Consider the following 26,916-nt stretch of genomic DNA (forward strand, 5'->3'; position numbering starts at 1 on the left):
GGCGGGGGTGTATTCGGTTTGGCGGCTGGTGAAATACTTGGGTGAACTAGCCGTGGTGAAAGGTGGGTTCAGTGCTGCGTGGGGATGTCGGGCTTGAGCTGGGCCAGCGGGTCGCGCTTGCGTTGCGCGCTGCGCTGGACGTGGACATCACCGCCGAGGAAGCGCTGATCCGACCGTCCAACCGCGACGGTGCCGACTATCAGTGCAACGTGGCGATGAGTCTCGCGAAGAAGGTCGGGAAGAACCCCCGCGAGGTTGCCCAGTTGATCGTGGAGCACCTGGACGCGGCTGATGCGGTGGAGGCTCCGGAGATCGCTGGGCCCGGGTTCATCAACCTGAAGCTGAAGCGTGAGTGGCTGGAGCTGGAGACCGCGAAGCTGCTCGGTGACGAGCGGGTCGGCGTGCCGGTCACCGAGGAGCCTCGGCGGATCGCGATCGACTACAGCAGCCCCAACGTGGCCAAGGAGATGCACGTCGGGCATCTGCGGTCGACGATCATCGGGGATGCGTTCTGCAAGTTGCTGACGTTTGCCGGGCACGAGGTCATCCCGCACAACCATCTCGGGGACTGGGGGACGCCGTTCGGGATGCTGATCGAGCATCTGACGGACGAGGGGCACGGGGCCGATCATCAGATCGGCGACCTCAACGCGTTCTACCAGCAGGCTCGGCAGAAGTTCGACGCTGATCCGGAGTTCGCGGACCGGGCTCGGCGGCGGGTTGTGCTGTTGCAGGGTGGGGACGAGGCCACGCTCAAGTTGTGGCACGAGCTGGTGGGGGAGTCGCAGCGGCACTTCAACCAGGTGTACGAGCTGCTCGAGATCGGGTTGACGGCCGAGGACAACTACGGCGAGAGCTTCTACAACCCCTATCTCGCGGACACGATCACCGAGTTGCAGCAGAAGGGGCTCGTCGAGACCAGCGACGGCGCGCTGTGCGTGTTCCCGCCTGGGTTCACCAACCGCGAGGGTGATCGGTTGCCGCTGATCATCCGGAAGAGCGACGGCGGGTACGGGTACGCCACGACGGACTTCGCCACGGCGCGGTACTGGGTGCGGGAGCGCAAGGTCGACCAGCTGATTTACGTGGTCGGGACGCCGCAGGCGCAGCACTTCCAGATGATTTTCGCGACGTCCAAGCAGGCCGGGTGGCTGGACGACGCGCACACGGCGGTGCACACCGGGTTCGGCACGATTCTCGGGTCGGACGGGAAGACCATCCGCACGCGGGCCGGTGGGACGATCAGGTTGATCGATCTGCTCAACGAGGCGGTCGAGAACTCGTACAAGGTGATGCCCGAATCGTCCGAAGTGGAGGGTGCGGAGAAGGACGCGCTCGCCCGCACGATCGGGCTCGGCGCGGTCAAGTACGCGGATCTCTCCAACGACCGGGAGAAGGACTACGTCTTCACCTGGGAGAAGATGTTGGCGACCACGGGTGACACGTCCGTGTACATCCAGTACGCGAACGCCCGGATCCTCTCCATCGGGCGCAAGGTCGGGCGGGAGGCGCCCGCTGACGCGCCGCTGGTGTTGCAGGAGCAGGCCGAGCGGGATCTTGCTCTGAAGTTGCTGCAGCTGCCCACGGCGGTTCAGGCGGCCATCGACGAGCTCGCGCCGCACAAGCTGACGAACTACCTGTTCGAGACGGCCACGGCGTTCTCCACGTTCTACAACCACTGCCCGGTGGCCACCGCGGAGAGCCAGGAACTGCAGGACTCGCGGCTGCACCTGCTCACGCTGACGTCGCGGGCGCTCACGCTGGGACTGTCTTTGCTGGGTATCGGAGCACCCGAAAGGCTCTGACAGGTTTATCCCTGGTCAGACCACGGGTACGCAGTGATCGCAACTCTTCCGCCCATCCAAGGGAGTCGCGATGACCTGCACGACCCGTCTGCCCAAGCCGGTCACCGACGTGTGGGACTGGCAGATGGAAGGTCTGTGCCGCGGCCAGAACAGCGCGGTCTTCTTCCACCCCGACAACGAGCGCGGGTACGCCCGTGAGGCTCGGGAGGAGAAGGCGAAGGCCATCTGCGCGCACTGCCCGGTGCTGACGCAGTGCCGCGCCCACTCGCTCGAGGCTCAGGAGCCGTACGGCGTGTGGGGCGGCATGGGGGAGGACGAACGGCGCCAGATCATCGCGGCCACCCGGCGCCGTGTCCGCGTCGCGTCCTGAACACCTGGCGGGCTTGGCCATGAACGGCGCTTTTGTGGACCCCAGGTCCACAAAAGCGCCGTTCATGGCCAGTCCTACTCTTCGAGCACGTCTCGCAGCTGCCGCAGCGTCTTCGCGAGCAGCCGCGAGACGTGCATCTGCGAGATCCCGACCTTCTGCGCGATCTGAGTCTGCGTCATGTTGCCGAAGAACCGCATGATCACGATCTTGCGCTCCCGCTCGGGGAGCTTCTGCAGCAGCGGGTGCAACGCCTCCCGCTGCTCGATCATCGCGATCTCGGGGTCTTCCTCGCCGATGGTGGAACCGAGCGAGATCGACGAGTCCTCGGACATCAGCATGTCGTCCAGAGACGCGCTCTGATAAGCGTTTCCGGCCGCGAGTCCTTCGTGGACCTCCTCGCGCGACAGTCCCAGGTGCTCGGCCAGTTCCGACGGGGTCGGGGCGCGGCCGAGGGACTGCGACAACCGCGAGGTGCCCGCGTTGATCGCCAGGTGCAGTTCCTTGAGGCGGCGGGGCATCCGCACCGACCAGCTGGAGTCGCGGAAGTACTTCCGGACCTCACCCATGATCGTCGGCACGGCGAACGAGAGGAAGTCGCTGCCGCGGTCCGGGTCGAACCGGTCGACGGCGTTGATCAGGCCTACCGTCGCCACCTGCACCAGGTCCTCGTGCGGTTCGCCGCGGTGGCCGAAGCGGCGGGCGATGTGCTGGGCGACCGGGAGGTGCTCGGTCACGAGCCGGTCCCGCAGCGTCTCGCGCGACGGCCCCGGCGGGGTCACGGCCAGCTCGGCGAACAGCGGTGCCAGGTGGTCGTAGTCACCGCCCGAGCGCTTGGGCGCCTCCTCCTCAGGGGAGGTCTTGGTCGCCTCCTCCGAGCTCGTCACGCATCCACCGCCCCTGCCGAAGACTTCACGAGGCCGATGTGGACCACGAACCCTTCGGTCTCCTCGACTCTGGTTTCGACGGAGTCCACGAGCGCGGTCAGCACGCGCCAGCCGAAACTGCCCTCGTCGGGCCCGGCGGCGGACTTGCCCGCGATCTTCGCCGCCACCCGGACGGCGCCCTTGCCGTCCACCGCGAAGTGACAGCTGAGCACCGCGTCATCGGCGGCCATCGTGATCAGCGTCGAGCACGTCTCGTCCACGGCGAGCTTCAGGTCCTCGATCGAGTCGAGGTCGAAGTCCTGTCGCATCGCGATGTCCGCGGCGACCGCGCGCACGATGGACAGCTGCGTGGGATCCGCGGCCATCCGCAGTTCGACCCCTGACAATTGCGTCACACCCACCTTGTAGTCCGTTCTGCTGAAGGCCGGCATGTCATTGCCGTACCCGAATCGATCCCGTTTCACACGTGTATTGGCGGCGCTCCCCGGGAAATCACCTGCTGGAGGCAAGCGACCACGGGAGGAGCGCTGTGCTGGTGCACGAGGACTTCCTGGCTCTCCGCTTCCCCGCCGACCCGCGTGAGGTGGCGCCAGTGCGCCATCAGTTGCGCGAATGGCTCCAGGACAGCGGTTTCACCGAGGACGAGGCGATCGACCTCGTTCTCGCGGTCAGCGAAGCGGTCAACAACTCCGTCGAACACGCCTATCCCGGGCCTGCCCGGGGCACCGTCGAGGTCAGCGCGCGCATCGGCGACGACGGAGCGGTCCACGTCGACGTCACCGACCACGGCCAGTGGCGCGTGCCGCCACCCGCGCTCACCACGCGCGGCCGGGGTCTCCTGCTCATGCGGGAGAGCGTGGACGAGGTCGAGATCGACCGCTCGGCGAACGGCACCACCGTGCGGCTCACCCGCGCGCGGATGCCCGCGCCCGCCGAAAAACCCGCTCCGCCGGAATGCGAAGTGCACGTGTACGAGACCTCCTCCGGTGTCGTGGCCGTCGTGCGCGGGGACGTGCCCGTGGCGGCCGGCCCGTCACTGCGCCGGACGCTCATCACGGCCGCACGCGGCGGCAGTGTGCCGTTGACCGTCGACCTCACCGGGCTCGGTGAGCACCGGGGCGGCGTCGAGCAGGCTCTGCGGGCCGTCTCCGGAGCACTGGAGGCGGCGGGGAACCGTCTCACCGTGTGCTAGGTGAGGGCGGCGTCCACGGACTCGTGAATGCTGAACACCTCGCCGAGGCCCGTGGCCTCCAGCGGCCGCGTCACGGCCCGCGCCTTGGCGACGACCTTGAGGTTCGCGGAGTGCTGCGGTGCCATTCTCGCGGCCTCCACGAGCACCGCCAGGCCGGCGGAGCCGAGGAACGTCACGCCGGTCATGTCCACCACGAAGATGCCGCCGTCGGCCAGGCCGTTCACCAGGGCTTCGCGCAACGCGGGCGCGGAGACCATGTCGACCTCTCCGGAAACGGCGAGGACGGAGACACCGGCTGCGGGCTGTCGCACCGACAGCTCGATGGTCTGGTCCGCTCGCGGGTCCTGCACAGTCACCGATGTACTCCCTCTCGGACATGGGGAGCCGCCACTGCAGCGGCACCCGACGCGGCTGCTGGCTCAACCGCTGCGGTCTCACCGTACGGGAGAGACCGCTCAACAGGACAGGTCGAGCAAGCCTTACCCAAACGGACCGGTGCTCAAACGCGCGGAAGTCACTTCCTGAGGCCGTCCCAGAGTCTTCGCGCGGCGTCGAACGCGACGCGCGGCGGCTCGACCGTCTCCTCCGCGCTGTCCTCCAGCGCTCCGCCCACGACCAGCACCAATGCCGTGGCGACGTCCCGCAGTTTCACGTTCGCGTGCTGGCTGGCCCGCACCAGCAGTTCGAAGGCCTCACCGGGTGCGCACGGCCGTGCTCCCATCACCAGACCCTTCGCCTGTTCGATGTAACGGCGGTGCTGCACCATCCGGACCATCTGATCGGCCCGCAGCACCTCGCCCGCGCAGAACTCGACCACCGAGGCGGCGGTCGCGACGAGCGGTTCGATCTCCTCGATCGCCTTCAGGTCCTCGCCCCGCGGCGCGTGGTCGAGATAGACGGTGAGGACCACAGGCCCGCCGTTGCCCCAGCTGCCCGGCACCGCGACCACGTCCACGCCGCCGACCTGGCCGACCGTCTGCCGCTCGTCGCGGGAGGCGACGACGAGCGGTCCGTCGGCACCGTCGAGCTGCAGCTGGTCCAGTTCGGCCGCACGGCCGACGGCCCGCATCAGCCTGCCGTCCGGCCACACGCTGAGGCCCACACCCACGCACCCGTCGAGTTGTGACGAGAGGTGGTCCATCAACCGGGAGATGAGCTCAGTACCGAATTTCACCTGGTCCACCCACGAAGATTAGGCCCTGCCGAACGCGGACGGACGTTGTGCGGTCGTCGGTGTACGACGAACGGTTGCGTAGGCAAGCAACCCGCCATCTGTCGAACTTCGGGCCCGAACAGCTCGGCGCGCCGTTTGATCCAGTTAACGCTAAGGACCCAAACAGGACACGTGTTCTGAACCACAGTCCGCCAGAATTCGTTCTCAGGGATAACGCCGGAGCCCCGGTGCGCGACATCCCTGATGTCACGGAGGGACTGAAATGAGAACCGCCATGGAAACCCAGCCGCAGCAGGACGCAGAGTCCGATTCCGCGCTGCCCACCACGCCGTGCAGCGTGGTCTGGAGCCGGGGCCACGCCTACGTGCTCGAGGGTTTCCGCGCTCGCTGGGTGGGCCGCGACGACCGGGGCCGCCCGCACGCCATCACCGGTGCCGAGATGCAGCGCCGGGGCTGGACGTTCACCCGGACAGCCTGAGCTTCACCCGTAAGAAACGAACGCCCCGCACAAGACTCGCAACAGTCGCAACCGCGCCGTGACGCCATCCGGCAGCCGTTGCGCAGTCACTCGTTTAGAGTGCGGGTGTGCGTGATCCGGCTGATCGCCTGCTGACGATTCCGAACCTGCTCAGCGTGTTGCGGCTGGCCGGTGTTCCGCTCTTCCTGTACCTGTTGCTCGGACCCCGCGCGGACGGCTGGGCGCTGCTCGTCCTCGTCTTCGCGGGGCTCTCCGACTGGCTGGACGGCAAGCTCGCCCGCTGGCTGAACCAGATGAGCAACCTGGGCGCGCTGCTCGATCCCGCCGCCGACCGCCTCTACGTGTTCTGCACGCTGCTGGCGTTCGTGATCAGGGACATCGTCCCGCTCTGGATCGCCCTCGTGCTCGTGGGGCGAGAGGTCGTCGTCGGCATCTGCCTGCTGGTCCTGCGCGGACGGGGCTGGGGCCCGTTCGAGGTCACCTATCTGGGCAAGGCCGCTACGTTCAACCTGCTGTACGCGTTCCCCCTGCTGCTGCTGGCGCAGGGCGACTCGGCGTGGGCCCAGGTCGCCCAGCCGTTCGCCTACGCGTTCACGGTCTGGGGCGGGGCGCTCTACCTGTGGTCGGCGCTGCTGTACGTCTACCAGTTCTTCCTGGCCCTGCGGGTCACTCCCGACCGGGCCGCGTGAAAAGATCACCCCATACAGGTTCAGCACGAGGAGCGCAGTCAGTTGATTCCCGAGGAGCTTCGCTACACCGAGGAACACGAGTGGGTCGCCAGCACGGGCGAGAACACCGTGCGTGTCGGCATCACCGACTACGCCCAGGAACAGCTCGGTGACGTCGTCTTCGTCCAGCTGCCCGAGGTCGGCCACACCGTCGCCGCCGGCGACACGTTCGGCGAGGTCGAGTCCACCAAGAGCGTGTCCGACCTCTACTCGCCGCTCGACGGTGAGATCGTCGCCATCAACGACGCGTTGGTGCAGACGCCGGACTCGGTCAACACCGACCCGTACGGCGAGGGCTGGATGGTCGAGATCCGCCTGAACGACGCCGACGCGCTGGAAGGCCTGCTGGACGCGGACGGCTACAAGGCGTTGGTGGAGAAGGAGTGACGTCGATCTTTCGCCGGATCTTCGGCCGGAAGGGGAGCCGCTCCTCGGGTGGCGACCCGAACGCGATAGGTTTTACCGGAAGTGACGGATCCAGCAGCAGGAGGAGAGCTCAGGTGAGCACGAACGACGGCCCAGGCGTTCCGCCGGAGCAGTCCCCGGAGCGGACCTCCGTCTTCCGGGCGGACTTCCTCCAGGAGATGGAGGGCGGCGCCGAGGCGCCTGCCCAGGAGCCGGCCGTTGCCGGTGTTGACGCACTTCCCGCCGGTTCCGCGCTGCTCGTGGTGAAGCGCGGCCCCAACGCCGGGTCCCGGTTCCTGCTTGACCGCGACACGACGAGCGCAGGGCGCCACCCCGACAGCGACATCTTCCTGGACGACGTGACGGTCTCGCGCCGCCACGCCGAGTTCCGCCGGGAGAGCGGCGAGTTCGTCGTCATCGACGTCGGCAGCCTCAACGGCACCTACGTCAACCGCGAGCCGGTCGACCAGGCCGTCCTCGCGAACGGTGACGAGGTCCAGATCGGCAAGTTCCGCCTCGTCTTCCTGACGGGTCCTGGCTCCGCGGGAGCCTGACGCGTGACGGCCGGGCGGCCACAACGTGGGGGACTGAGCATCGGGGCGGTGCTCTCACAGCTCCGCCCCGAGTTTCCCGAGGTCACCATCTCCAAGATCCGCTTCCTGGAAGCGGAGGGGCTGGTCCGCCCGGCACGCACGGCCTCCGGCTACCGCCAGTTCTCCGTGGCGGACGTCGAGAGGCTGCGGTTCGTGCTGTCCGCACAACGCGACAGGTACCTGCCGCTCAAGGTGATCCGCGAACAACTCGACGCCGCAACGGACTTCGCCGTGTCCACTGGGGTGTCGCGGATCGATCTGCTTTCCCAGACCGGAATCAGCGCGGAACAGCTGTCCCAGCTGGAGCGCGACGGTTTGCTGCGGCCCGGCCCCGGTGGCCGTTTCACCACCGACGACATCGCGACGCTCCGCACGATCCGGACGATGACCGGACTCGGCGTCGAGCGCGAACACCTGCGCGCGGTTCGCGCGGCAGCGGATCACGAGGTGGTTCTGCTGAAGTCCTTCTCAGATCCCGAGACGGTCCGGGAATTGACTGACCTGTTCACCTCGTTGCACACGTTGTTGGTAAGAGCAGGCCTGCGTCAATCATCTTGATCACGTTCTGCCCGCAACAATTGAGCACACGGCCCGCTTGGCGGGTAGCGTCGAACGCATACGCCGGGGGATGCTCGGGAGACGAACCGGGTACTCCCCAACGAGTAAGAGGGAGGCGAGACCCGATGAGCGAGATGCGCGTCGTGGGCGTCCGGGTGGAGCTGCCCCAGAACCAGCCGATCCTTCTTCTGCGCGAAACCGAGGGTGAGCGGTACCTGCCGATCTGGATCGGGTCCGTCGAGGCCACGGCGATCGCACTCGAACAACAGGGTGTTCGCCCCGCTCGTCCGCTGACGCACGACCTGCTGAAGGACGTCATCGGAGCACTGGGGCGCAACCTCGAGCAGGTGCGGATCACCGACCTGCAGGAGGGCACGTTCTTCGCCGAGCTCGTGTTCGACGGCGACGTGCGGGTGTCCGCGCGGCCCTCGGACTCGGTGGCGCTGGCGTTGCGGGTGGGGGTGCCGATCCACGCCGAGGAGTCCGTGCTGGCCGAGGCGGGCCTCATCATCCCGGACGAGCAGGAGGACGAGGTCGAGAAGTTCCGCGAGTTCCTCGACTCGGTCTCGCCCGAGGACTTCCGCGGAGCGGATACGTAGGCACAGTCGGGGCGCTGACACCTGATTTGCTGCGTGTCGCTGTCTGTCTCGTTTGGAGCCGATGTAACCCGTCAGCGCGTCGCTCATTTGGGCTACTTCCCAGACCCTTTGGCCGCTAAACGATCACTAAACGTCACCTGAACCTCCCGGTTCGGGTGACGCTCTGACTCTCCACCTGAGGTTGAGGGTCAACACTCCCCGCGCGTCGCGTTGACCTGCCCTCTGACCGGTCTTACCGTCGAACTCGAGTGGACGTCACCGGTTCGTGCGAGCTGACGTGGTGGCTTGACGGCTTCGACTTTCGTTGCCGTTTGCGAGGGGAGGCAGGCGTGGCCGAGGAAGCGCCCGTGAGGGCCGAATCCGGGCAGCAGGGTGAGCTGTTCCCGGACTCCTCGCTGCCGGACGAGCTCGTCGGCTACCGGGGTCCCGCGGCGTGTCAGATCGCGGGCATCACGTACCGGCAGCTCGACTACTGGGCCAGGACCGGACTCGTCGCCCCGACGATACGGATGGCTCACGGCTCCGGGAGTCAACGGCTGTACTCCTTCAAGGACATCCTGGTCCTGAAGGTCGTGAAGAGACTGCTGGACACCGGCGTCTCGCTGCAGAACATCAGGGTCGCCGTGGACCACCTGCGCCGCCGCGGCGTGCAGGACCTGGCGAAGATCACCCTCTTCTCGGACGGCACCACCGTCTACGAGTGCACCTCGCCGGAAGAGGTCGTCGACCTGTTGCAGGGCGGCCAGGGCGTGTTCGGCATCGCGGTCAGCGGTGCGATGCGGGAGATCTCCGGAACCATCCACGAGTTCCCGGCCGAACGTGCGGACGGCATGGAGATCGCTCCCATGACCGAGGACGAGCTGGCGCGCCGCCGGCGGGAACGCGCGACCGGCTGAGCAAGATCATGGCCGACTGGCCGTCCTGAGTGGCCGGTCGGCGCAAGCGCCGGGACCGCGTCGGTCCCTAGTGTTGTTCGCATGATCATCACTCCCTCCTCGCAGGTCGTGACGGTGCTGGCCGCCGCCGTGAAGCGGGCGTCCCGGCTGGGGTCCGGCCTCGTCGGCACCGAGAACCTGCTGGTCGCCCTGGCGGACTCGATCGGCCGCGGTCGCAGGCTGGGCGTGAAGTCGGTGCGAGCAGAGGCGATGGCCGAGGAAGCCGGGAACCGGTCCGGTGACGACGGTGGTGCCGTCGAGGCTGATCCGGGCGTGGCCGCACTGATGCGCACAGCCCACGACCGCGCTCTCATCGAGCCCGCGATCCCGGTGAGCCGGGCGCTGGACGAGTGCTTGCGTGCGGCGATCGCCGAGGCCGGCGACGGTGTGCTGACCACGACCCATCTGTCGGTGGCGTTGCTGTCACTGAAGTCCGGACGCGCCGCCGACCTGTTCACCCTCCTGCGCGTGGACGTCGGGGCGACGATCGAAGCCGTGCGGAAGGCCGCGAAACCGGAAGAGGCTCCCGCCGTGCGGCTGCTGCGCAAGGCCGGGGCGTTGGAGGGTGACGCCGGTGGAGGCTACGTGCGCTGGCTGATCCGGTTCGTCGTCCGCGGTCAGGGGCTGGGCGGACCGGTGCTGACCGTCGTGCGCAACGAGGCGGAGAGGCTCGCGGTGATCGCCGGACGCCAGGTCACGGCCGCGGACCTGGTCGCGGCGGTGCTGACGGTCGACGACCAGCTGACGGCCGCCGGGCGGCGGCTGCGGCCGGAGTTCTCCTCCGGCGGGGCGGCGGCGCTGCGTGCGGCGGGAGTGGATCCGGCCACGTTGCCGGCCGCGACCGGTGCCGGGGTCGGGAGGTTCGTGGAGAGCGCGAAGCTCGTCGCGGCCCGTCGTGGCGACGAGGTCGTGAACACCGAGCACCTGCTGGTGGCGGTGCGCGACGACCTGCTCGACCCGGTCGGCCGGGTGCTGCGAGGTCTCGCCGTTGAGACGTAGGTCGCGTCCCTAGGGACTAGCTGGGCTGCCTGCGGGTATTCTTCGCGGGTAGTCGCTGAACTCAGGCGGGAGAGACCGGGTTTCGAGCCCGGCGCCGAAGGAGCAAGTCCCTCCCCGGGAACCTCTCAGGCATCCAGGACCGCGTGAGCGAGACGCCTCTGGAAAGTGGACACCCAGGTGGTTTCTGGGGATCCCGCCGACGGTGAAAGCCCACTCTCTTTTGTGGTGGGTGAACCTCTCAGGCGCCCCTCGGGGTACGGACAGAGCGGGGAGGGCACCAGGACACGTGTGCCCGCAGCCACCCCGGAGGCGTTTGATGACGCAGGACCGCATTCCGCTCGCCGCTCTCGAGCACGGCACCCCATTCGCCGACCGCCACGTCGGTCCGCGTCCCGCCGAACTCGCGCGCATCCTCGACGTCATCGGCGTCGGATCGCTGGAGGAGCTGGCGCAGCGCGCGGTGCCTTCGTCGATTCACGAGCGCGACCTCGTGCTGGACCTGCCCGCCCCGGCCACCGAGACCGAGGCGCTGGCCGAGCTGCGTGAGCTCGCGGCGCAGAACCGCCCGATGACGCAGATGATCGGCCTCGGCTACTACGACACCGTCACGCCGGGCGTGATCCTGCGCAACGTGCTGGAGTCGCCCGCCTGGTACACCGCGTACACGCCGTACCAGCCGGAGATCTCGCAGGGCCGCCTTGAGGCGCTGCTGAACTTCCAGACCATGGTCGGCGACCTGACCGGGCTGCCGGTCGCGAACGCGTCCATGCTGGACGAGTCGACCGCCGCCGCCGAGGCCATGACGCTGGTGCGCCGAGCGGGTCGCTCGAAGTCGAACAAGTTCGTCATCGACGCGGACACGCTGCCGCAGACGCTGGCCGTCATCGAGACGCGCGCCGAGCCGCTGGGCATCGAGATCGTCGTCGCGGATCTGTCGCAGGGCATCGAGGGCCTCGGCCTGGGCGGCGACTTCTTCGGCGTGCTGCTGTCCTACCCCGGCGCGTCCGGTGTCGTGCGCGACCAGGCCGCGTTGATCGAGGAGATCCACGCCGCCGGTGCGCAGGCCGTCGTCGCCGCCGACCTGCTGGCGTTGACGCTGCTGCGCGCGCCGGGCGAGATCGGCGCGGACGTCGTCATCGGCACCACGCAGCGCTTCGGCGTGCCGATCGGCTTCGGTGGCCCGCACGCCGGTTACATGGCCGTCCGGTCCGGGTTGGAGCGTCAGCTGCCCGGTCGTCTCGTGGGTGTCTCCGTCGACGCCGACGGCTCGCTGGCCTACCGCTTGGCTCTGCAGACGCGCGAGCAGCACATCCGCCGCGAGAAGGCCACGTCGAACATCTGCACCGCGCAGGTGCTGCTGGCCGTGATCGCCTCGATGTACGCCGTCTACCACGGTCCCGAGGGCCTGCGCGCCATCGCGACCCGCGTCCACCGCCTGGCCACCGTGCTCGCCACGGGCCTGTGCGAGGCCGGTCTGGACGTCGTGCACGGCGAGTTCTTCGACACCGTCGAGGTGCGCGTTCCCGGTGAGGCCGCCGCGGTCGTCGCCAAGGCTCGTGCCGTCGGCATCAACCTGCGTCTCGTCAACGACGACGTCGTGGCGATCGCCTGCGACGAGAAGACCACGCGTGCGCACGTCGTCGCGGTGTGGGAAGCCTTCGGGGTCACCGGGTCCGATGTGGACGCGATCGACGCCGACACCGCGGACGGCATCCCGGCCGACCTGCGCCGCACGTCCGACTACCTGACCCACCCGGTCTTCCACGCGCACCGCTCCGAGACCGCGCTGCTGCGCTACCTGCGTGCGTTGTCGGACAAGGACGTCGCGCTCGACCGCAGCATGATCCCGCTCGGTTCCTGCACGATGAAGCTGAACGCGACCGCGGAGATGGAGTCCATCACCTGGCCGGAGTTCTCGACCCTGCACCCGTTCGCGCCCGTCGAGGACGCCGCCGGTCTGCTTCGCATCGTTTCGGATCTTGAGGCTTGGCTCGCCGAGGTCACCGGCTACGACGCGGTGTCGTTGCAGCCCAACGCCGGTTCGCAGGGTGAGTTCGCCGGCCTGCTGGCGATCCGCGCGTACCACCGTTCGCGCAACGAGGAAGCTCGCGACGTCTGCCTGATCCCGTCGTCCGCGCACGGCACCAACGCCGCGTCCGCCGTCATGGCCGGCATGCGCGTCGTCGTCGTGAAGTGCGACGACAAGGGCAACATCGACATGGGCCACCTGCGTCAGACGGTCGCCGAGCACGCCGACGACCTCGCCGCGATCATGATCACCTACCCGTCGACCCACGGCGTGTACGAGGACACCGTCCGCGAGGTCTGCGGCCTGGTCCACGACGCGGGCGGCCAGGTGTACGTCGACGGCGCGAACCTCAACGCGTTGATCGGCCTGGCCCGCTACGGCAAGTTCGGCTCGGACGTCTCGCACCTGAACCTGCACAAGACGTTCTGCATCCCGCACGGCGGCGGTGGCCCCGGCGTCGGCCCGATCGGCGTCCGCTCGCACCTCGCGCCGTTCCTGCCGAACCACCCGCTGCAGCCCACCGCGGGCCCCGCGACGGGCGTCGGGCCTATCAGTGCCGCCCCGTGGGGTTCCGCGTCGATCCTGCCGATCTCGTGGGCCTACGTCCGCATGATGGGCGGCGACGGCCTGCGCCGCGCGACCCTGACCGCCGTGGCCGCCGCGAACTACGTGGCCCGGCGGCTGGACGAGCACTACCCGGTCCTCTACACCGGTGAGGGCGGTTTCGTCGCCCACGAGTGCATCCTCGACCTGCGGCCTTTGACGAAGGCCACCGGCGTGACGGTGGACGACGTCGCGAAGCGTCTCGCCGACTACGGTCTGCACGCCCCCACGATGTCGTTCCCGGTCGCCGGCACCCTGATGGTCGAGCCGACCGAGTCCGAGGACCTCGCCGAGATCGACCGGTTCATCGACGCCATGATCGCCATCAAGCGCGAGATCGACCGCGTGGGCGCGGGCGAGTGGCCCGTCGAGGACAACCCGCTGCGCAACGCCCCGCACACCGCGGCCTGCGTGACCGTCGGCGAGTGGAACCACCCGTACACCCGCGAGGAGGCCGTCTACCCGGCCGGTACCGGTGCTCCGAAGATCTGGCCGCCGGTCCGCCGCATCGACGGCGCGAAGGGCGACCGCAACCTGGTCTGCTCCTGCCCGCCGCTCTCCGCCTACAACAGCTGACCCAAACCATGGGGGGCACATTCATGGACCTCACGTCCATGAATGTGCCCCCCATGGCAGTTCAGGCTGATGGGCAGGCGGGGTCGCCGCAGTCCTCGGTCTCGCTGAGGCCCGGCTTGTTCAGGTCGTGCTCGAACGCGAAGTGGAAGCACTCGGGGTGCATCCGTTCGAACAGCTCGAAGTCTTCCTGGCTCAGCTCGACGGTCTCACCGCACCGCTGGCACGTCTGTTCCTCTGACACGGCGCAGATGGTCTCACCTGCGCCGTGCGAAGAGCACGGCCCCGTCTGCACCCAACAACAACTGCGCCTCAACGGTGAACCCGACGGCTTCCAGCCACTCCGCCACGCGCTCCGGCCGTCGCAGGTGGACGTTCACCCGCATCGGATGCCCGCCGTAGCCCTGCGTCTTGCGGTTCGTCCGGTCCCCGACGTGGAAACCGAGCTGCAACAGGCCGTTGGGCTGCAACGCGTCGTGGAAGTGCTTGAAGACGGTGGGCACCTCGTCGTCCGGCACGTGGATCAACGACCACCACGCGAGGATCCCGGCCACCGCGACGCCGAGCGGTTCCGTCATCGACCCGACCTCGAACCGCAGCGCGGGGTGGGTGCGCCGGGCGAGTTCGATCATCCCGGGGGAGAGGTCGATCCCGAACACGTCCATCCCGAGCCCGTGCAGGTACGCCGTGACCTCGCCGGGCCCGCAGCCGACGTCCACGACCGGTCCGTCGACCAGGTCCGCGAACATCTTGAGCGCCGCACGCACGTACGGCAGGTCAGCCAGCAGTCCGCGCGTGTACTCGGCATAGCTTTCCGCGACCGTGTCGTAGGAATCGCGGGTGTCGGTGAGCCAGTCACTCACTGAACGGCTCCGCGCGGTGCCGTCCGAACAACGCCAGCGCGGCGATCCAGGTGTCCGGATCGCCTTCCCAGTCCAGTGCCTTGATCTGGTCCGCCGACCGGCGCCCGCCGATCGCCCGCATCAGCTCGAACGACGTCGTCCGCAACGTCCCGGCCGGTTCGCCGTGGCCGAGCACGCGATCGCCGTGCTCCAGCGTGATCCGCAGCGCCGGCACGTCGTTGTCCCGCATGCGCTGATCGAGCTGCTGCAGCGGTTTGGTGAGCGCCGCCCGCACGTCGACGCTGTCGCGCTCGCCGGGAACTCCCAGTGCCGCACGGAGATCGTGCTCGTGCGCGATCACCTCGGAGATCAGCACGGAGCCCATGGGCGAGTCGAACAACGGCTCAGCGCGTTCCCGGTTCGCGTCCCACTCCGCGAAGGCGTCCGCGAGAGAGTTGTCGCGGCGGTCGCGCACCTGCCGTTCGCCCCACTCACCCGACTCGACACCGTCGAACCGGCGGTCCACGAAGTCGCGCAGACCGCCGGCGAGGTGCGCCACCACGTCCTTGACCGACCAGCCGGGCGTCGCCGCCACCGGCGTCTGCGGATCACGGCCCTCGACCAGCGAGGTGATCCGCTGCTTCGCCGCGTCGTAGATGGGGGCGTTGGTCATCGCTCAGACCTCGTACTCCAGGGTGTAGGTGCCGCTGCCATCCTCCGCCCACTCGATCGTCGCCGCACCTTTCGCGTTGAGGAACTCGCCGGTGCCGTCCACGATCTCGATCACGGCCTCGACGGACGACCGGTAGGCGCCGACGTGCCGCAGCACCAGCGAGCCCTGGTCACAGGTGATCTCCTCCAGCGCGGTCGTCCAGGCCACGTCGTCGCCGTAGTACATGAGGTAGCGGCAGCTGCCGGTCCCGCTGATGTCGCCCGCATAGGTGAACTGGACGTGCGCCTCGGTCAGCTTGCGTCCCTCGACCTCCTTGTAGGAGCGGCCGTCCCAGGTGTTCTCGTCCCAGCTCTTCACTTCGATGGTTCCGGTTGCCTTCATGTGGACCACTCTGCTGGCTGTTCCTGACAGTTCGTGTCAGGTTTGGTCCGTGAAATCCAGCAGGCTCATCCAAGTCCTCCTGCTCCTGCAGTCGAGGGGCCGGATGACGGCGGACGAACTGGCCTCCGAACTGGAGGTCTCGCCGCGCACGATCTACCGCGACATCGAGTCGCTGAGCGCTGCCGGCATCCCCGTCTACGCCGACCGCGGCCCCACCGGCGGTTACCAGCTGGTCGACGGCTACCGCACGCGCCTGACCGGTCTGACGGGCGCGGAGGCCCAGTCGCTGTTCCTGGCCGGACTCCCCGGTCCCGCCGAGGAGCTGGGGCTCAAGGAGTTCGCTGCCGCGGCCCAGCTCAAGCTGCTCGCCGCGCTGCCGACCGAGCTGCGGACGCGGGCCGAGCAGATCCGGCAGCGGTTCCACCTCGACACCCCGACGTGGTTCCGCGGCGACGAACCCACCTCGTATCTCGCGACGATCGCCGACGCCGTGTGGGAGCAACGGCGCGTGCGGATGAGCTACCAGCGTTGGGGCAACCAGACCGTGCAACGCGAGGTCGACCCGTACGGGCTCGTGCTGAAGGCCGGCACCTGGTACTTCGTCGGCAGCGGCCGCACCTATCGGGTCTCCCGCGTGCTGGCGTTGGAGGTTTTGCCGGAGACGTTCGAACGGCCCGGGGACTTCGACCTCGCGCGGTATTGGACGGAGTGGTCGGAGCAGTTCGAGGCCCGCATGTACGGCGAGCGCATCACTGTCCGCATGACACGAGCAGGCCTCGACAAGTCCCAGTACCTGCTCAGGGGGTACCAGGCGCGGGTCATCCGGGAGACCGCGCCGCAGCCGGGGGAGGAGTTCGGATTCCCGACCGAGTCGACCCGGCACGCCCTCGCTGACCTGCTCAAATTCGGTGCGGACGTCGAGGTGGTCGCGCCTGGCGAGTTGAGACGCGAACTCATCGAGACGGTGAAGGCGATGCAGGACGTCTACAACGATGCGAAGCTACGCGCATGGTTCCGCTGATCTCGTTGAACAACGGAGTACGGATCCCTCAACTCGGCTTCGGCGTCTACCAGGTGCCGGAGGACCAGGTGGCCGGTGCGGTCACGACGGCGATCGAAGCCGGCTACCGAAGCATCGACACGGCGGCCGCCTACTACAACGAGTCCGGGGTCGGCGACGCCATCGCGGGCGTCCCCGACCTGTTCATCACGACCAAGCTGTGGAACTCCGACCAGGGCTACGACTCGACGCTGCGCGCGTTCGACGAGAGCATGCGACGGCTGCGCCGCGACGTGCTCGACCTGTACCTCATCCACTGGCCCACTCCCTCGCGCGACCTGTACGCGGAGACCTGGCGCGCGTTGGAACAGCTCTACGCCGACGGCCGGGTCCGGGCGATCGGCGTCTCCAACTTCCACCGGCGACACCTGCAGCGCCTGCTCGACGAGTTCCCGACGGTCCCCGCGGTGAACCAGATCGAGCTGCATCCGTTGCTGCAGCAGGAAGAGCTGCGCAAGGTCCACAGTGCACACCGCATCGTCACCGAGGCGTGGTCGCCACTGGCCCAGGGCACTCTGCTGGGCCGCGTGGAGATCGCCGGGCTGGCCGAGAAGTACGACCAGACCCCGGCCCAGATCGTGCTGCGCTGGCACGTTCAGCTCGGCAACGTCGTGATCCCGAAGTCCGTCACGCCGTACCGGATCAAGGAGAACATCGACATCTTCGACTTCGAACTGGCCCAGGACGACATGACGGTGATCGCCGAACTCGACAACGGCACCCGCACCGGCCCGGACCCCGACCGCTTCAACGCCGCTTGAGCCGTTCGACGAGATCCGCCGCCTTGGTCGCGCCACCGGCCGCCTTGAGCTGTTCTCCCAGCTCACGGGCACGTTCCCGGTGGCTCGGCTGAGCCAGCACCTGCTCCACGGCCTGTGCGAGTTTGGCCGGCTTCCTCCGGACGATGCCGGCGCCCGCCAGTTCGACCCGGCGCGCCACCTGCTTCTTGTCCAACTCTCCCGGCACCACCACCATCGGCACGCCCGCTTCGAGAGCCGCCAGCACCCCGCCCCACCCGCCGTTGGTGATCATCACGTCGGTCCGCGGGAGCAGCAGGTCGTGCGGGATGAACTCGGCCGCGCGCACGTTGTCCGGCAGCGCGCCCAAGGTGTCGATCGGCGCGCCTCCGGTCGTGGCGACGACCAGGGCGTCGTGGTCAGCGAGTTGCTCGATCGCGGGCTTGAGCAGGTCGTCCGCGCCGGTCTCCAGCGTCCCCTGGGTCACGTGCACGACGGTGCGTCCGTCGAGATCGCTCCACCACCGCGGCAGACCGGTCGGCTTGGCCGGGCTGATCAACCGTCCGACGAACTCGACCTGCCGCGGCGCCTGGACGGTCTCCAGGTTCCGCACCCCTTGTGCCAGCACGAGTTCCGGTGAGTAGAAGGCCTCCAGCGCTGCTGCCTTCGGCTTGAGCCCGACCTCCGCGCGCATCCGGTTGAACATGCCGTCCACGATCAGCCTCGACACCAGCCGGGCGAGCGGCCGGCTGACGACCAGCGGTGTCACCGCGACCGTCACCCACGGCACCTGCCTGAGCTCGGCGCCCATCGCGGCCCCGAACGCCAGGTGATCGGTCACGACCAGGTCGAAGTCCGCTTCCAGGACATCGCGTGCCTGCGCGGCGCCGGTGCCGACCAGCACGTCCCGGACGTTGGCGAAGTTCGCCCGCATGCCCTTGCCGTCGCCGATGCTCGGAAACGTTTGCGCGAGGTGGGCGTCGTCGAAGTCCGGCGCGTGCTGCCACGGCAGCCACTCGGCGCCCTCGAACTTGCCCTGGTACTTCGCGCCCGTGTGCACCACGACGTCGTGACCGCGCCTGACCAGCTCGTTCGACACCGCGGCCAGTGCGCCGACGTGGCCTGCGAACGGCATGGACGCGACCAGGATTCTCGGTTCCCCCACGCCAGGTCGAACGATGCCGCCCTGGTGGGGGTTCCCGTCAGGCCTTCGTCGACAGCGCCTGCCCCAGCGCCGCGTCGATCCCGTCCACGTTCTCCACCACGGACACCGACCCGCCGGTGGTCTGCGCGATGTCGGTCAGCGCCGCCTTGTCCACGTCGCCGCCGATCGCGATGAAGCTGATCGCCAGGTCCGTCCCGTGCAGCTGGGACTTCAGCGCCGCCAGGTCGATCCCGCCGTCCGACGAACCGTCGGTGATCACCACGACCCGGTTCACCCGCCCGGCGACGAACCCGTCGTGCGCCGCCTCGTAGCAGGCCGCCAGCGCGCTGTAGAGCTGTGAGCCCTCGGTGGTCTTGAGGTTGTCGACGGCCTTGCGCAACGCCTCGCGCTTCTCCGTCACCGGCCCGGTTCCGACCAGTTGCTTGTAGGGCTTCGAGCCGTCGAGGTCGCGGGCGAACTCCCACAGTCCGAACGACCCCGACACCGATCTGTCGATCTGGCCGCGCAGTGCCGCCTTCACCTTGTCCAGCCGGGGTTTCATCGACGTGGAGACGTCCGCGAGCACGGTGACGACCTGCCCGCCGCGGTCCGCGGACGCCCAGGCCGAGGAGATCTGCTGCGTGGTCGTCGCGTCGGCGGCCACCAGGTTCTCCGTGACGGGAGCCCAGGAAACGCCGGGCGACGGTGACGGACGGTCCTGAGTGGACTCGACGCGCAGGCCGCCGCGCGCCAGGATGATCTGCTGCGCGGGTTCGGTCATGAACTCGCGGAACGCCTGCGCCGCACGCTGTTCGGTTTCGCCGACCACGGAGCCGCCCAGTGCCACGTACGGGAAGTCGGCGACCGGAGCCGGTCCGGCGGGCAGCACGCCGACGAGCGGTTTCGAGGGGGCTTCCTTGCCCGTGTTGTGCTTGAACAGGTCCACTTCGGACACCGGCGTGACGGAGAAGCCCGCCGCGTTGACCGTCGCGCTGTCACCCAAGCGCGCCAACGCATCGCGCGTCGTCGGCGGAACCTCCGGCGGCACCGCGGCCGCGAGCTTCGTCAGCGACGCCTTCGCGGCGTCCGAACCGAGGGTCTCCGGCGTGACGGGACCCTTGCCGCCGGCCAGTGCCGACTGGATCGCCAGCGCGGACGCCGTGTTGGTGGCCGGGTCGGGCATCGCGACGCTGAACCGTCCCCAGGACTGGCCGAACTTGCTCCAGTCGGTGACCTCGGGCATGTCCGTCCAGCGGAAGTCCTTCAGCACGGGCGCGGCCGCTTCGGGGGCGGCCAGCAGCACGGGCGAGGTGCCGACGGACTTGGGCGCCGCACCGACGAGTTTGGCGTTCAACGCCGACAGCCGGTTAGCCCACAACGTCGAGTCAGGAAGCCACGCGTGTGGACGCTTGCCGAGCTTGTTCTCGTCCCAGTTCGTGGTCAGGCCTTCCAGCACCGCTGAGGAGTCCGCGGAAGTCACTTCGATCGCGATGCAGTGGTCGTAAACAACGGGCCGTGTCTTGCTGTACGCGCGTGCGACCTCTGCGACAGATTCCGCGACACTCGGGGTCGCGGCGACGCGCAGCACTGAGTCGCCCTCGCTGCAGTTCTGCGCGAGAGCCTGGGAACGCCTGTCGAGCACCCCGCCGGCCCACGACAAGACGAGCCAGCCGAGGCCGATCAGCACCACGAACACGACGATGAGCACGGGCCACTTGGCGATTCCACGCTTCACCTTCGCCCGCAGGGCGCGGTGTCGAGACATCGATCCCTCACAACTACTCAGCGGCCCCCGACGACCGCCAGTCACGCTAACAGGTGAACTCCGTCAGCGAAGTGAAGTCACTGTAAGTATCGACTGGCACACGAAAACGAGCCGGTCTCGCAACGGTCGCGCCCGTTCGGCGAACTCGGCCTGCCTGCGCGCGTACTCCGAACGGCCCTCGGCAGACTCGATCCGCACCGGCTGGTAGCCGAGTTTCGCCAGGTCGTAGGGCGAAGCCTGCATGTCGAGCTCGCGCACGTCAGCGGCCAGTTCGAAGCAGTCGGCCACCAGGTCCGACGGCGTCGCGGGTTCCAGCTTGTACGCCCATTTGAACAGATCCATGTTCGCGTGCAAGCACCCCGGCTGCTCGTTCGCGACCTGGTCCTCACGCGTGGGCTGCAGCGTGTTCCGCGGCCGCGCCGGTTGGGTGAAGAACCGGAAGGCGTCGAAGTGCCCGCACTGGATCCGGCTGGCCTCCACCACCTGGTCGGTCCCGTCACTGCCGAGCCGCAACGGCCACGCGTTGTGCCGGACCTCCTCGGGCTGCTGCCGGTAGACCATCGCCCACTCGTGGAGCCCGAAGCACCCCAGCCGCGCCGGTCGGCTCAGCGTCGCCGTGAGCAACGCCCGCACGAACTCCAGCGTCTTCTCACGCTGCGCGAAGAAGCTCTCGACGTCGAGCGTGACACCGTCCGCGGTGGCCTTGTAGTGCGGAAACTCCAGGTACTCGGCCGCGTCCTCCAAGACGACGCCCGGACCCGGATGCCACCGTTCGAGCCGCACGGGCCGATGGCTGTAGTACGTGAAGAGGAAGTCCATGACCGGGTGCTTCTCTTTGCGAAGCTTCCGCTCCTGATGAGGTCCGGTGAACCGGCGCATGCGCGCGATGTGCTCGTCGCGCAATTGGTGCCATTCGGCTCGGGTCAGGACCTCCACGAGCGATTACCGTACGCGCATGGTGAAGAGCCAGGCCTCCACGGTCGCCGAGTACCTCGCCGAACTGACCGATGAGCAGCGTGCCGAGGTCAGCACTGTGCGCGACGTCATCCTCGCCAACCTCCCCGCCGGCTACGTCGAGGTCATGGGCTGGGGACTGATCACCTACGCCGTGCCGCTGGAGGTGAGCGGCCCGACGTACAACAAGCAGCCGCTCATGTACGCGGCCCTGGCCGCCCAGAAGAACTATTGCGCCGTCTACCTGACCACGGTGATGGACGAGTTCGAGGAGTCGTTCCGCACCAGGTGGGCCGCCACCGGCAAGAAGCTCGACATGGGCAAATCCTGCGTGCGCTTCAAACGAGCCTCGAACCTGGCCCTGGACATCATCGGCGAGGAGGTGGCCCGCCTGTCGGTGCCCGAGTTCCTCGACTGGCACGACGAGCACCGCACTAAAGGGGCGGCACGAGTCCGTTGAACGTCCGCGCGCCGTTGCAGTGCGGGCACTCCCGCCCGTTGTCGACGGTCCGCGGCGCCCCACCGATGATCGCGAGCGTGGGCGCGGCGATGTAGCTCGCACCCCCGCACAGGTGGCAGACCGTGCGCGGCTCGGGCGTGACGGCGAAGAGGTCGTCGACGTCTTCCTCGTCCTCGAACTCGTCGTCCTCGGCGAACTCGTCCTCGTCGTCCTCACTCATGGCGATCAACCTACTCGGTACCGAGCCCACCGCCGCGCAACGTCCGCCAGCCCACGCGGCTTGCCCCGCTGGGCGTTGTGCAACCACACGCCGTAGACCGCCACCACGAACTCGTCCGGCACCTCGTCGTCGTGCGGCTCGTGCCCCGCGAGCACCAACCGAAGATGCAGGAACGCCCGGTCGACCCACGGCTGCCCCTTGCGCGCCCACGCCCAGTCCACGATGCGCGGACGGTCGCTCACCAGCACGTTCAACGGATGCAGATCGGTGTGCAGCAACGTGTCGCCCTCGGCGAGGTCGAGCGCCTTCTGCTCCATCTCCCGGAACCGGTCGACGTGCTGCCGGGTCCACGGATCGACGTCATCGGGGTCGATGCGCTGCCACGCGGACAGCTGCCGCCAGTGCTCCGCGAAGCCCGCCACCTTCGCCGGACACGGCGTGAGCGTCGCATGCAGGTCTTGGACGGTCTCGATCAGCGGCGCGATGTCCGGCGACCCGGCGTGGAAGTCCGGATGACGTCCGTCGACGTGCTCGAAGCCCAGCACCAGCCAGTCGCCCGTGTCGACGTGCCAGTGCAACGCGGGAGCGACGTCCGGCAGGTGCGGATGAACCGCGAGCTCGTTGCGCAGCATCCACGCCGTGCGGCTGGCCGCGCTGGTGGCCTTGCAGAAGAACCGGCCGCTCCCGGTGTCGAGCCTGGCGGTGAAGTCGGAGTTGACGCCACCGGTGACCCGCTCGGCCGCGGTGACCCCGCCGACCCGGCGCGCGATCGCGTCCCGGACCTCAGCGGGCAGGTCTTCCCAGCGCATCAGGCGGCTCCTCGGTAGGGCGGAATCGGCGGTGGGTCGTCGTGACAACCGCTGGCGCACCCGTGGCACTTGTCGGTGTCGCACCGGCCGGGACCTTCCCACAGTTCGACATCGACGTCGTAGCCGGACGCGATGATCGCCGCGACCGTGTCGACCATGTCCACTTTCGGGGGACTGCTCGGCCCGTCGGTCGGCACGTGGTGGATGAAGCGACCCGCCACCTGATGACAGAACTCCGCGTACTCCCGCGTGTACAAGAGGAACGCGTGCCACCCCACGTCCACGTGCCAACTCGGCGACAGCGGCACACCGCGGTTGTCCGCGCACGCCTTGAGGAACGCGAGCGCCTGGTCCACCACCCGCTCCGCGAGCGATCGGGCGAAGCCGTGGTCGGCCCGGACTCTCGCGACGAGCCGCTCGAAGAAGGCGGGGGAGACGAGTGTGCGAGCGCGTTGTCGTTGCTGAACGTGCATGAGATGTCCTCTCCAGAAGCCGATGTGACTAGTGAAAGGGCCGGTTCCTGTACTGGGAGTCACGCGATCGGCCCTGATGAGAGCACTTGGGTCGCAAGGGTCCTACTTCCGTCCCACTTCGTTCGGAGGTCAGGTTTGGAGGCGAACGAAGCGTTACCGTCAGTGATGTGGAGAACGTGGGACTGCGTGCGTTGCTGGCCGAGGCAGGCCTGAGCAACTGCGCGCTGGCGCGCGCGGTCATCGAGACGGAAGCGAAGGAAGGCGTTCACCTCGGCACGACGACAACATCGATCAAACGGATGCTCGAGGGTGCCCAACCACGCTGGCCGGTGCCCCGGATCGTCTCGAAGGTGCTGACAGCGCGTCTCGGCTATCAGGTGAGTGTCGACGACTGCGGATTCGCTGATCGAAGTCCGGTCGCCGACACGTTCGACGGATTCGCCTGCGCCTCTAGTCTGGGTGGCACGATCGAGATCGTGGTCGAACTCTCCGGACGCGACATCAACAGGCGGAACTTCCTCATGGGAACCGCCTTCAGCGCAGCGGCGTTCGCCCAGCCGGCCTGGTTCGCGGTCACCGCGACCCCAGCCCGCGCGACGGCACGGGTCGGGAACACGGACGTCCAGATGTTGCTCGAAACGGTTCGCCACTTCGAACGACTGCATCGCCGCCACGGCGGTGGACCGGTTCGCCAGCAGCTCATCCACTTCGTGCACCACCAGGCACGAGCCGCGCTGCACGGCAGTTGCTCCGACGCGGTCCGCCAGGACCTGTTCTCCGCAGTGGCGCAGGCGACCTGGATGGCGGGGCTGACCACCGTGGACAGCGGGCGGCACGCGCTCGGCCAGCGCTACTACACCCAGGCCCTCAACCTCGCCGTTCAGGCAGGCGACCGGCTCTACGCCGCCAACGCCCTCGCCGAGATGAGCCGCGTGACCATCGACGTCGGCCAGGACCCCCACCACGCCGCGGCGCTGGCCAGGTCCGCTGTCCAGCTCGCCAACGGCGATGCCACCCCGGCCCTCGGCGCCTACCTGCACGCCATCGAGGCGCGCGGCCTCGCCCTCCTCGGCGACGTCAAAGGCACCCAGACCGCGCTCGACAACGCCCAACGCTCGTTCGACCGCGACGGCACCGAACCCGACTGGTTGAGCTTCTACGGCGCGTCCGACCTGATGTCCGACATCGGTCAGTGCCTGCGCGACACCGGCCGTCCCCAGCAGGGCGTCGCGCTCCTGGAACGTGCGCTGGACACCCTTCCCGAACACCGGGTCACGGCGCGTGCCAAGACGCAGATCCACATCGCCGCCGCCTACCTGGAGCTTCGCGACTACGAGAAGGCCGACCAAGTCACCGCTGACGCGCTCGCGGCGATCAGCACGTTGTCGTCGTCCAGGATCGTCGAACGCGTGAAGGGCTTGCGGCGCCGCGCCAACCGCCGTCACAACGATCTCGACGAACGCATCGCCGACTTCCTCACGTAGGCCGGGACGCCCGCGCGCGCTCCGCCCATCGCGGGTCCAGCGTGCCGAGCAACTCCTCCTGCCGCCGGAACGTCGTGAACCGCGTCTCCTTACCCTCGACGGGGTGCTGCACGGCCCAGCGGTACGCCATCGTCCACGTCACCTCGTACAGCGCCCAGTACAGGATCTCGTCGAGCTTCCGCGTCTCCTTGGACATCAGCCGCCGGCCGCGCTCGTAGGCCACCAGCCGATACACCGGCCCCTCGGAGACCTCGATGAACGGGTGGCCGCCGTCGAAGTTCTCGAACCCGACCATCCACGTGGCGCCGACCTGCTGTCCCAGCGCCTCCAGCCGTGCGGCGAGATCTGTCATGACACCGCGGTAGCGGCGGGAGAGAGCGACTCGGGTGTGGCCTCTTCGCCGCATGCCGCGCACACGACGCGTGCCTCCAGCACGTGACCGCACGAGTGCTCGTACACGAGGGGGAGGGGCCCCTGCGTCACGTAGGCGTCGCCCCATTCCTTGAGCATCAGCACCACGTTGTGCAACGCACGCCCCGCGTCGGTGAGGTGGTACTCGTGCCGTGGCGGGTGGTCGGAGTACTGGTGCTTCTCCAGCACGCCGGCGGCGACCAGCTTCTTCAGCCGTGCGGCGAGCACGTCACGTGACGCGCCGGTGTTCGCGACGATCTGGTCGAAGCGGGTGTTGCCGAAGAAGACCTCGCGCAACGCCAGCAGCGACCAGCGTTCGCCCACGACCTCCAACGCGTTCGCCATGGAGCAGGTTCGAGGGGCCATGTGGCCATCCTATCAGTGAGTTGGCAAATCCAACTTACTCGGCTAGGGTCGGTTTGGAAAACCAACTTAGGAGGTAGTGATGGACATCAACGGTGCTGTGGTGCTCGTGACGGGGGCCAACCGCGGACTGGGCCGGGCGTTCGCGCGGGAGCTCGTGAAGCGCGGGGCGAAGGTCTACGCCGGCGCGCGCAACCCGGCGTCCGTTGTGGACGAAGGCGTCATCCCGGTCCAGCTCGACGTGACCGACGACGCGTCCGTCGAGGCGGCGGCGAAGGAGCTCGGCGACGTCTCGATCGTCGTCAACAACGCCGGCGTGATCGTCCCGGGCGTGGGCGTGGACAGCATCAGGACGGAATTCGAGGTCAACTTCTTCGGAATCGTCCGGACGACGGACGCGTTCGCGCCCATCCTGAAAGCCAACGGCGGCGGTGCGATCGTCAACGTGTTGAGCGTCGCGTCGTTCACCGGCTCTGCGGACTGGCGGGGGTACGCGGCGTCGAAGGCGGCGGCGTGGTCGCTGACCAAGTCGACGCGGGATGCGTTGCAGGAGCAGGGAACCAACGTCATCGCCGTGCACGCCGGGTTCATCGACACGGACATGGCGGCGAGCGTCGACGCGCCCAAGATCACGCCCGAGGACGTGGTTTCCCAGGTGCTGCAAGCGATTGAGAACGGTGACGACGAGGTGCTCGCGGACGACAACACGCGTGCGGTGAAGGCCTCACTGGCCTCTTGAGACGGTCCGCCCCGCACATGTGAGCAGATCTCCGAACTAGGGGCCAGACCGGAAACAGTGCCGCGGACACGCCTGATGCCCGTGTCGCCGGCGCTCAAACCACTCGTGGATCGGCATGATGGCGCAGCCCGAAATCGCCCCCAGCGCCATCGCCCTAGCGCCGCAACTCCCACACCACGTCCACCCCGACCCGGTTGCCGAACGCCGGTTCGCGCGGCGGTGTGCGGCGGCCGATCTTGGTGAACCCGAGACGCCGCGGCACACCGCCGCTCGCGATGTTGGCTTCGTCGTGCCAGATCTGGACGCCGCGCACGCCGTCCAGCGCGAAGGCGAACTCGACCAGTTCCGCCGCCGCGGACGTGGCGTGGCCGCGTCCGGTGTGGCCGGGGTGCAGCCAGTAGCCGATTTCCACCAGGTCGGGGGGGGCGGGGCGGGGCCCGCCGGGCCCCCCCACGATCGCCGCCCCCCCCGGGGTG

34 protein-coding genes and 1 riboswitch are annotated in these 26,916 nt (G+C 68.4%); of the genes, 17 read left to right on the top strand and 17 right to left on the bottom strand.

The window, feature by feature from the left end:
• Positions 1 to 71 precede the first annotated feature (71 nt).
• Both argS and G7043_RS33775 read left to right on the top strand, forming a co-directional pair.
• On the top strand, positions 72 to 1,805 hold the full coding sequence (gene argS / locus G7043_RS33770) for an arginine--tRNA ligase (RefSeq protein WP_166052708.1): 1,734 nt from the start codon (positions 72 to 74) through the stop codon (positions 1,803 to 1,805).
• 70 nt (positions 1,806 to 1,875) lie between these two features.
• Entirely contained in the window at positions 1,876 to 2,175 is a 300-nt protein-coding gene (locus G7043_RS33775; RefSeq protein WP_166052709.1) for a WhiB family transcriptional regulator, read from the top strand.
• A 74-nt stretch (positions 2,176 to 2,249) separates the two neighbouring features.
• Here G7043_RS33775 and G7043_RS33780 read toward each other — a convergent pair whose 3' ends face one another.
• Together G7043_RS33780 and G7043_RS33785 are read right to left on the bottom strand one after the other, a co-directional pair.
• Entirely contained in the window at positions 2,250 to 3,059 is an 810-nt protein-coding gene (locus tag G7043_RS33780) for a SigB/SigF/SigG family RNA polymerase sigma factor (RefSeq protein WP_166052710.1), read from the bottom strand.
• Positions 3,056 to 3,454 carry an ATP-binding protein gene (locus G7043_RS33785; RefSeq protein ID WP_313888200.1) on the bottom strand — a complete coding sequence of 133 codons (399 nt, stop codon included), beginning with the start codon at positions 3,452 to 3,454 and terminating at the stop codon, positions 3,056 to 3,058. Before G7043_RS33785 ends, G7043_RS33780 begins: the two co-directional genes overlap by 4 nt.
• Before the next feature lie 134 nt (positions 3,455 to 3,588).
• On the opposite strand from G7043_RS33785, the gene G7043_RS33790 reads away from it, so the two are divergent.
• Positions 3,589 to 4,251 carry an ATP-binding protein gene (locus tag G7043_RS33790; protein ID WP_166052712.1) on the top strand — a complete coding sequence of 221 codons (663 nt, stop codon included), beginning with the start codon at positions 3,589 to 3,591 and terminating at the stop codon, positions 4,249 to 4,251.
• Here the strand turns inward: G7043_RS33790 and G7043_RS33795 are convergent.
• Positions 4,248 to 4,607, bottom strand: a complete 360-nt coding sequence (locus G7043_RS33795; protein WP_166052713.1) for an STAS domain-containing protein — start codon at positions 4,605 to 4,607, stop codon at positions 4,248 to 4,250. The genes G7043_RS33790 and G7043_RS33795 overlap by 4 nt on opposite strands.
• 158 nt (positions 4,608 to 4,765) lie before the next feature.
• Positions 4,766 to 5,434, bottom strand: a complete 669-nt coding sequence (locus G7043_RS50085; protein WP_166052714.1) for an ANTAR domain-containing protein — start codon at positions 5,432 to 5,434, stop codon at positions 4,766 to 4,768.
• Between the two features lie 253 nt (positions 5,435 to 5,687).
• On the opposite strand from G7043_RS50085, the gene G7043_RS33805 reads away from it, so the two are divergent.
• The 9 genes from G7043_RS33805 (at position 5,688) to gcvP (ending at position 13,928) form a co-directional block, all read left to right on the top strand.
• A complete protein-coding gene (locus G7043_RS33805; protein WP_086667678.1) occupies positions 5,688 to 5,903 on the top strand; it encodes a hypothetical protein in 216 nt (71 codons plus the stop codon).
• A gap of 107 nt (positions 5,904 to 6,010) precedes the next feature.
• Positions 6,011 to 6,592, top strand: a complete 582-nt coding sequence (locus tag G7043_RS33810; RefSeq protein ID WP_166052715.1) for a CDP-alcohol phosphatidyltransferase family protein — start codon at positions 6,011 to 6,013, stop codon at positions 6,590 to 6,592.
• A 42-nt stretch (positions 6,593 to 6,634) separates the two neighbouring features.
• Complete coding sequence (gene gcvH / locus G7043_RS33815) at positions 6,635 to 7,018, top strand: glycine cleavage system protein GcvH (RefSeq protein ID WP_166052716.1); 384 nt, start codon at positions 6,635 to 6,637, stop codon at positions 7,016 to 7,018.
• A gap of 113 nt (positions 7,019 to 7,131) precedes the next feature.
• Positions 7,132 to 7,590: a glycogen accumulation regulator GarA gene (gene garA, locus G7043_RS33820; protein ID WP_030476302.1), complete on the top strand. Its 459-nt coding sequence runs from the start codon at positions 7,132 to 7,134 to the stop codon at positions 7,588 to 7,590.
• A gap of 33 nt (positions 7,591 to 7,623) precedes the next feature.
• A complete protein-coding gene (locus G7043_RS33825) occupies positions 7,624 to 8,187 on the top strand; it encodes a MerR family transcriptional regulator (RefSeq protein WP_207312129.1) in 564 nt (187 codons plus the stop codon).
• Positions 8,188 to 8,312: 125 nt separating this feature from the next.
• Positions 8,313 to 8,786, top strand: a complete 474-nt coding sequence (locus G7043_RS33830; protein ID WP_030468959.1) for a bifunctional nuclease family protein — start codon at positions 8,313 to 8,315, stop codon at positions 8,784 to 8,786.
• A gap of 329 nt (positions 8,787 to 9,115) precedes the next feature.
• Positions 9,116 to 9,682 (top strand): MerR family transcriptional regulator, encoded by a 567-nt coding sequence (locus G7043_RS33835; RefSeq protein ID WP_166052718.1) that lies wholly within the window; start codon positions 9,116 to 9,118, stop codon positions 9,680 to 9,682.
• 81 nt (positions 9,683 to 9,763) lie between these two features.
• Positions 9,764 to 10,720 carry a Clp protease N-terminal domain-containing protein gene (locus G7043_RS33840; RefSeq protein WP_166052719.1) on the top strand — a complete coding sequence of 319 codons (957 nt, stop codon included), beginning with the start codon at positions 9,764 to 9,766 and terminating at the stop codon, positions 10,718 to 10,720.
• Positions 10,721 to 10,776: 56 nt separating this feature from the next.
• A riboswitch (glycine riboswitch) is annotated at positions 10,777 to 10,872 on the top strand.
• Between the two features lie 164 nt (positions 10,873 to 11,036).
• Positions 11,037 to 13,928: an aminomethyl-transferring glycine dehydrogenase gene (gene gcvP, locus G7043_RS33845; protein ID WP_166052720.1), complete on the top strand. Its 2,892-nt coding sequence runs from the start codon at positions 11,037 to 11,039 to the stop codon at positions 13,926 to 13,928.
• Between the two features lie 61 nt (positions 13,929 to 13,989).
• Here gcvP and G7043_RS33850 read toward each other — a convergent pair whose 3' ends face one another.
• The 4 genes from G7043_RS33850 to G7043_RS33865 are packed head-to-tail and all read right to left on the bottom strand — an operon-like array spanning position 13,990 to position 15,821.
• Positions 13,990 to 14,169, bottom strand: a complete 180-nt coding sequence (locus G7043_RS33850; protein WP_166052721.1) for a hypothetical protein — start codon at positions 14,167 to 14,169, stop codon at positions 13,990 to 13,992.
• 13 nt (positions 14,170 to 14,182) lie between these two features.
• Positions 14,183 to 14,788, bottom strand: coding sequence for a class I SAM-dependent DNA methyltransferase (locus tag G7043_RS33855; RefSeq protein WP_166052722.1), 606 nt, complete (start codon positions 14,786 to 14,788; stop codon positions 14,183 to 14,185).
• The gene (locus tag G7043_RS33860; RefSeq protein ID WP_166052723.1) at positions 14,781 to 15,440 is read right to left on the bottom strand and encodes a maleylpyruvate isomerase family mycothiol-dependent enzyme; all 660 of its coding nucleotides are present in this window, start codon (positions 15,438 to 15,440) and stop codon (positions 14,781 to 14,783) included. The genes G7043_RS33855 and G7043_RS33860 overlap by 8 nt, the downstream gene beginning before the upstream one ends.
• A gap of 3 nt (positions 15,441 to 15,443) precedes the next feature.
• The gene (locus tag G7043_RS33865; protein ID WP_166052724.1) at positions 15,444 to 15,821 is read right to left on the bottom strand and encodes a DUF3224 domain-containing protein; all 378 of its coding nucleotides are present in this window, start codon (positions 15,819 to 15,821) and stop codon (positions 15,444 to 15,446) included.
• 49 nt (positions 15,822 to 15,870) lie between these two features.
• Here G7043_RS33865 and G7043_RS33870 point away from each other — a divergent pair, with 49 nt between their 5' ends.
• Positions 15,871 to 16,842: a helix-turn-helix transcriptional regulator gene (locus tag G7043_RS33870; RefSeq protein ID WP_166052725.1), complete on the top strand. Its 972-nt coding sequence runs from the start codon at positions 15,871 to 15,873 to the stop codon at positions 16,840 to 16,842.
• On the top strand, positions 16,830 to 17,642 hold the full coding sequence (locus G7043_RS33875) for an aldo/keto reductase (RefSeq protein ID WP_166052726.1): 813 nt from the start codon (positions 16,830 to 16,832) through the stop codon (positions 17,640 to 17,642). The genes G7043_RS33870 and G7043_RS33875 overlap by 13 nt, the downstream gene beginning before the upstream one ends.
• Here G7043_RS33875 and G7043_RS50090 read toward each other — a convergent pair.
• The 3 genes from G7043_RS50090 to G7043_RS33890 all read right to left on the bottom strand — a co-directional run bounded on the left by G7043_RS50090 (position 17,629) and on the right by G7043_RS33890 (position 21,406).
• Positions 17,629 to 18,783, bottom strand: a complete 1,155-nt coding sequence (locus G7043_RS50090) for a glycosyltransferase (RefSeq protein WP_166052727.1) — start codon at positions 18,781 to 18,783, stop codon at positions 17,629 to 17,631. The genes G7043_RS33875 and G7043_RS50090 overlap by 14 nt on opposite strands.
• 37 nt (positions 18,784 to 18,820) lie before the next feature.
• Positions 18,821 to 20,527, bottom strand: a complete 1,707-nt coding sequence (locus G7043_RS33885; protein ID WP_166052728.1) for a substrate-binding domain-containing protein — start codon at positions 20,525 to 20,527, stop codon at positions 18,821 to 18,823.
• Positions 20,528 to 20,590: 63 nt separating this feature from the next.
• The gene (locus G7043_RS33890; RefSeq protein WP_242643010.1) at positions 20,591 to 21,406 is read right to left on the bottom strand and encodes a 3-methyladenine DNA glycosylase; all 816 of its coding nucleotides are present in this window, start codon (positions 21,404 to 21,406) and stop codon (positions 20,591 to 20,593) included.
• Between the two features lie 76 nt (positions 21,407 to 21,482).
• Between G7043_RS33890 and G7043_RS33895 the strand changes: the two genes are divergently transcribed.
• Positions 21,483 to 21,941 carry a DUF1801 domain-containing protein gene (locus G7043_RS33895; RefSeq protein ID WP_166052730.1) on the top strand — a complete coding sequence of 153 codons (459 nt, stop codon included), beginning with the start codon at positions 21,483 to 21,485 and terminating at the stop codon, positions 21,939 to 21,941.
• Here G7043_RS33895 and G7043_RS33900 read toward each other — a convergent pair.
• Genes G7043_RS33900 through G7043_RS33910 form a run of 3 tightly spaced genes read right to left on the bottom strand, consistent with a single transcriptional unit; the run spans position 21,916 to position 23,443 of the window.
• A complete protein-coding gene (locus tag G7043_RS33900) occupies positions 21,916 to 22,161 on the bottom strand; it encodes a hypothetical protein (RefSeq protein WP_166052503.1) in 246 nt (81 codons plus the stop codon). The genes G7043_RS33895 and G7043_RS33900 overlap by 26 nt on opposite strands.
• A 5-nt stretch (positions 22,162 to 22,166) precedes the next feature.
• Entirely contained in the window at positions 22,167 to 22,970 is an 804-nt protein-coding gene (locus G7043_RS33905; protein ID WP_166052731.1) for a phosphotransferase family protein, read from the bottom strand.
• Positions 22,970 to 23,443 carry a glycine-rich domain-containing protein gene (locus G7043_RS33910; protein ID WP_166052732.1) on the bottom strand — a complete coding sequence of 158 codons (474 nt, stop codon included), beginning with the start codon at positions 23,441 to 23,443 and terminating at the stop codon, positions 22,970 to 22,972. The genes G7043_RS33905 and G7043_RS33910 overlap by 1 nt, the downstream gene beginning before the upstream one ends.
• A gap of 167 nt (positions 23,444 to 23,610) precedes the next feature.
• On the opposite strand from G7043_RS33910, the gene G7043_RS33915 reads away from it, so the two are divergent.
• On the top strand, positions 23,611 to 24,927 hold the full coding sequence (locus G7043_RS33915) for a hypothetical protein (RefSeq protein WP_313888201.1): 1,317 nt from the start codon (positions 23,611 to 23,613) through the stop codon (positions 24,925 to 24,927).
• Here G7043_RS33915 and G7043_RS33920 read toward each other — a convergent pair.
• Positions 24,920 to 25,279 carry an Imm63 family immunity protein gene (locus G7043_RS33920; RefSeq protein WP_166052733.1) on the bottom strand — a complete coding sequence of 120 codons (360 nt, stop codon included), beginning with the start codon at positions 25,277 to 25,279 and terminating at the stop codon, positions 24,920 to 24,922. The two genes, G7043_RS33915 and G7043_RS33920, sit on opposite strands and share 8 nt — an antisense overlap.
• Entirely contained in the window at positions 25,276 to 25,704 is a 429-nt protein-coding gene (locus G7043_RS33925) for a winged helix-turn-helix transcriptional regulator (RefSeq protein ID WP_166052734.1), read from the bottom strand. Before G7043_RS33925 ends, G7043_RS33920 begins: the two co-directional genes overlap by 4 nt.
• A 79-nt stretch (positions 25,705 to 25,783) precedes the next feature.
• On the opposite strand from G7043_RS33925, the gene G7043_RS33930 reads away from it, so the two are divergent.
• A complete protein-coding gene (locus G7043_RS33930; protein ID WP_166052735.1) occupies positions 25,784 to 26,440 on the top strand; it encodes an SDR family oxidoreductase in 657 nt (218 codons plus the stop codon).
• 154 nt (positions 26,441 to 26,594) lie between these two features.
• Here the strand turns inward: G7043_RS33930 and G7043_RS33935 are convergent, their stop codons facing one another.
• Positions 26,595 to 26,852 (bottom strand): GNAT family N-acetyltransferase, encoded by a 258-nt coding sequence (locus G7043_RS33935; protein WP_390828722.1) that lies wholly within the window; start codon positions 26,850 to 26,852, stop codon positions 26,595 to 26,597.
• Between the last annotated feature and the right edge of the window lie 64 nt (positions 26,853 to 26,916).

The organism is Lentzea alba (genome assembly GCF_011067745.1).
Classification (GTDB): domain Bacteria; phylum Actinomycetota; class Actinomycetes; order Mycobacteriales; family Pseudonocardiaceae; genus Lentzea; species Lentzea alba.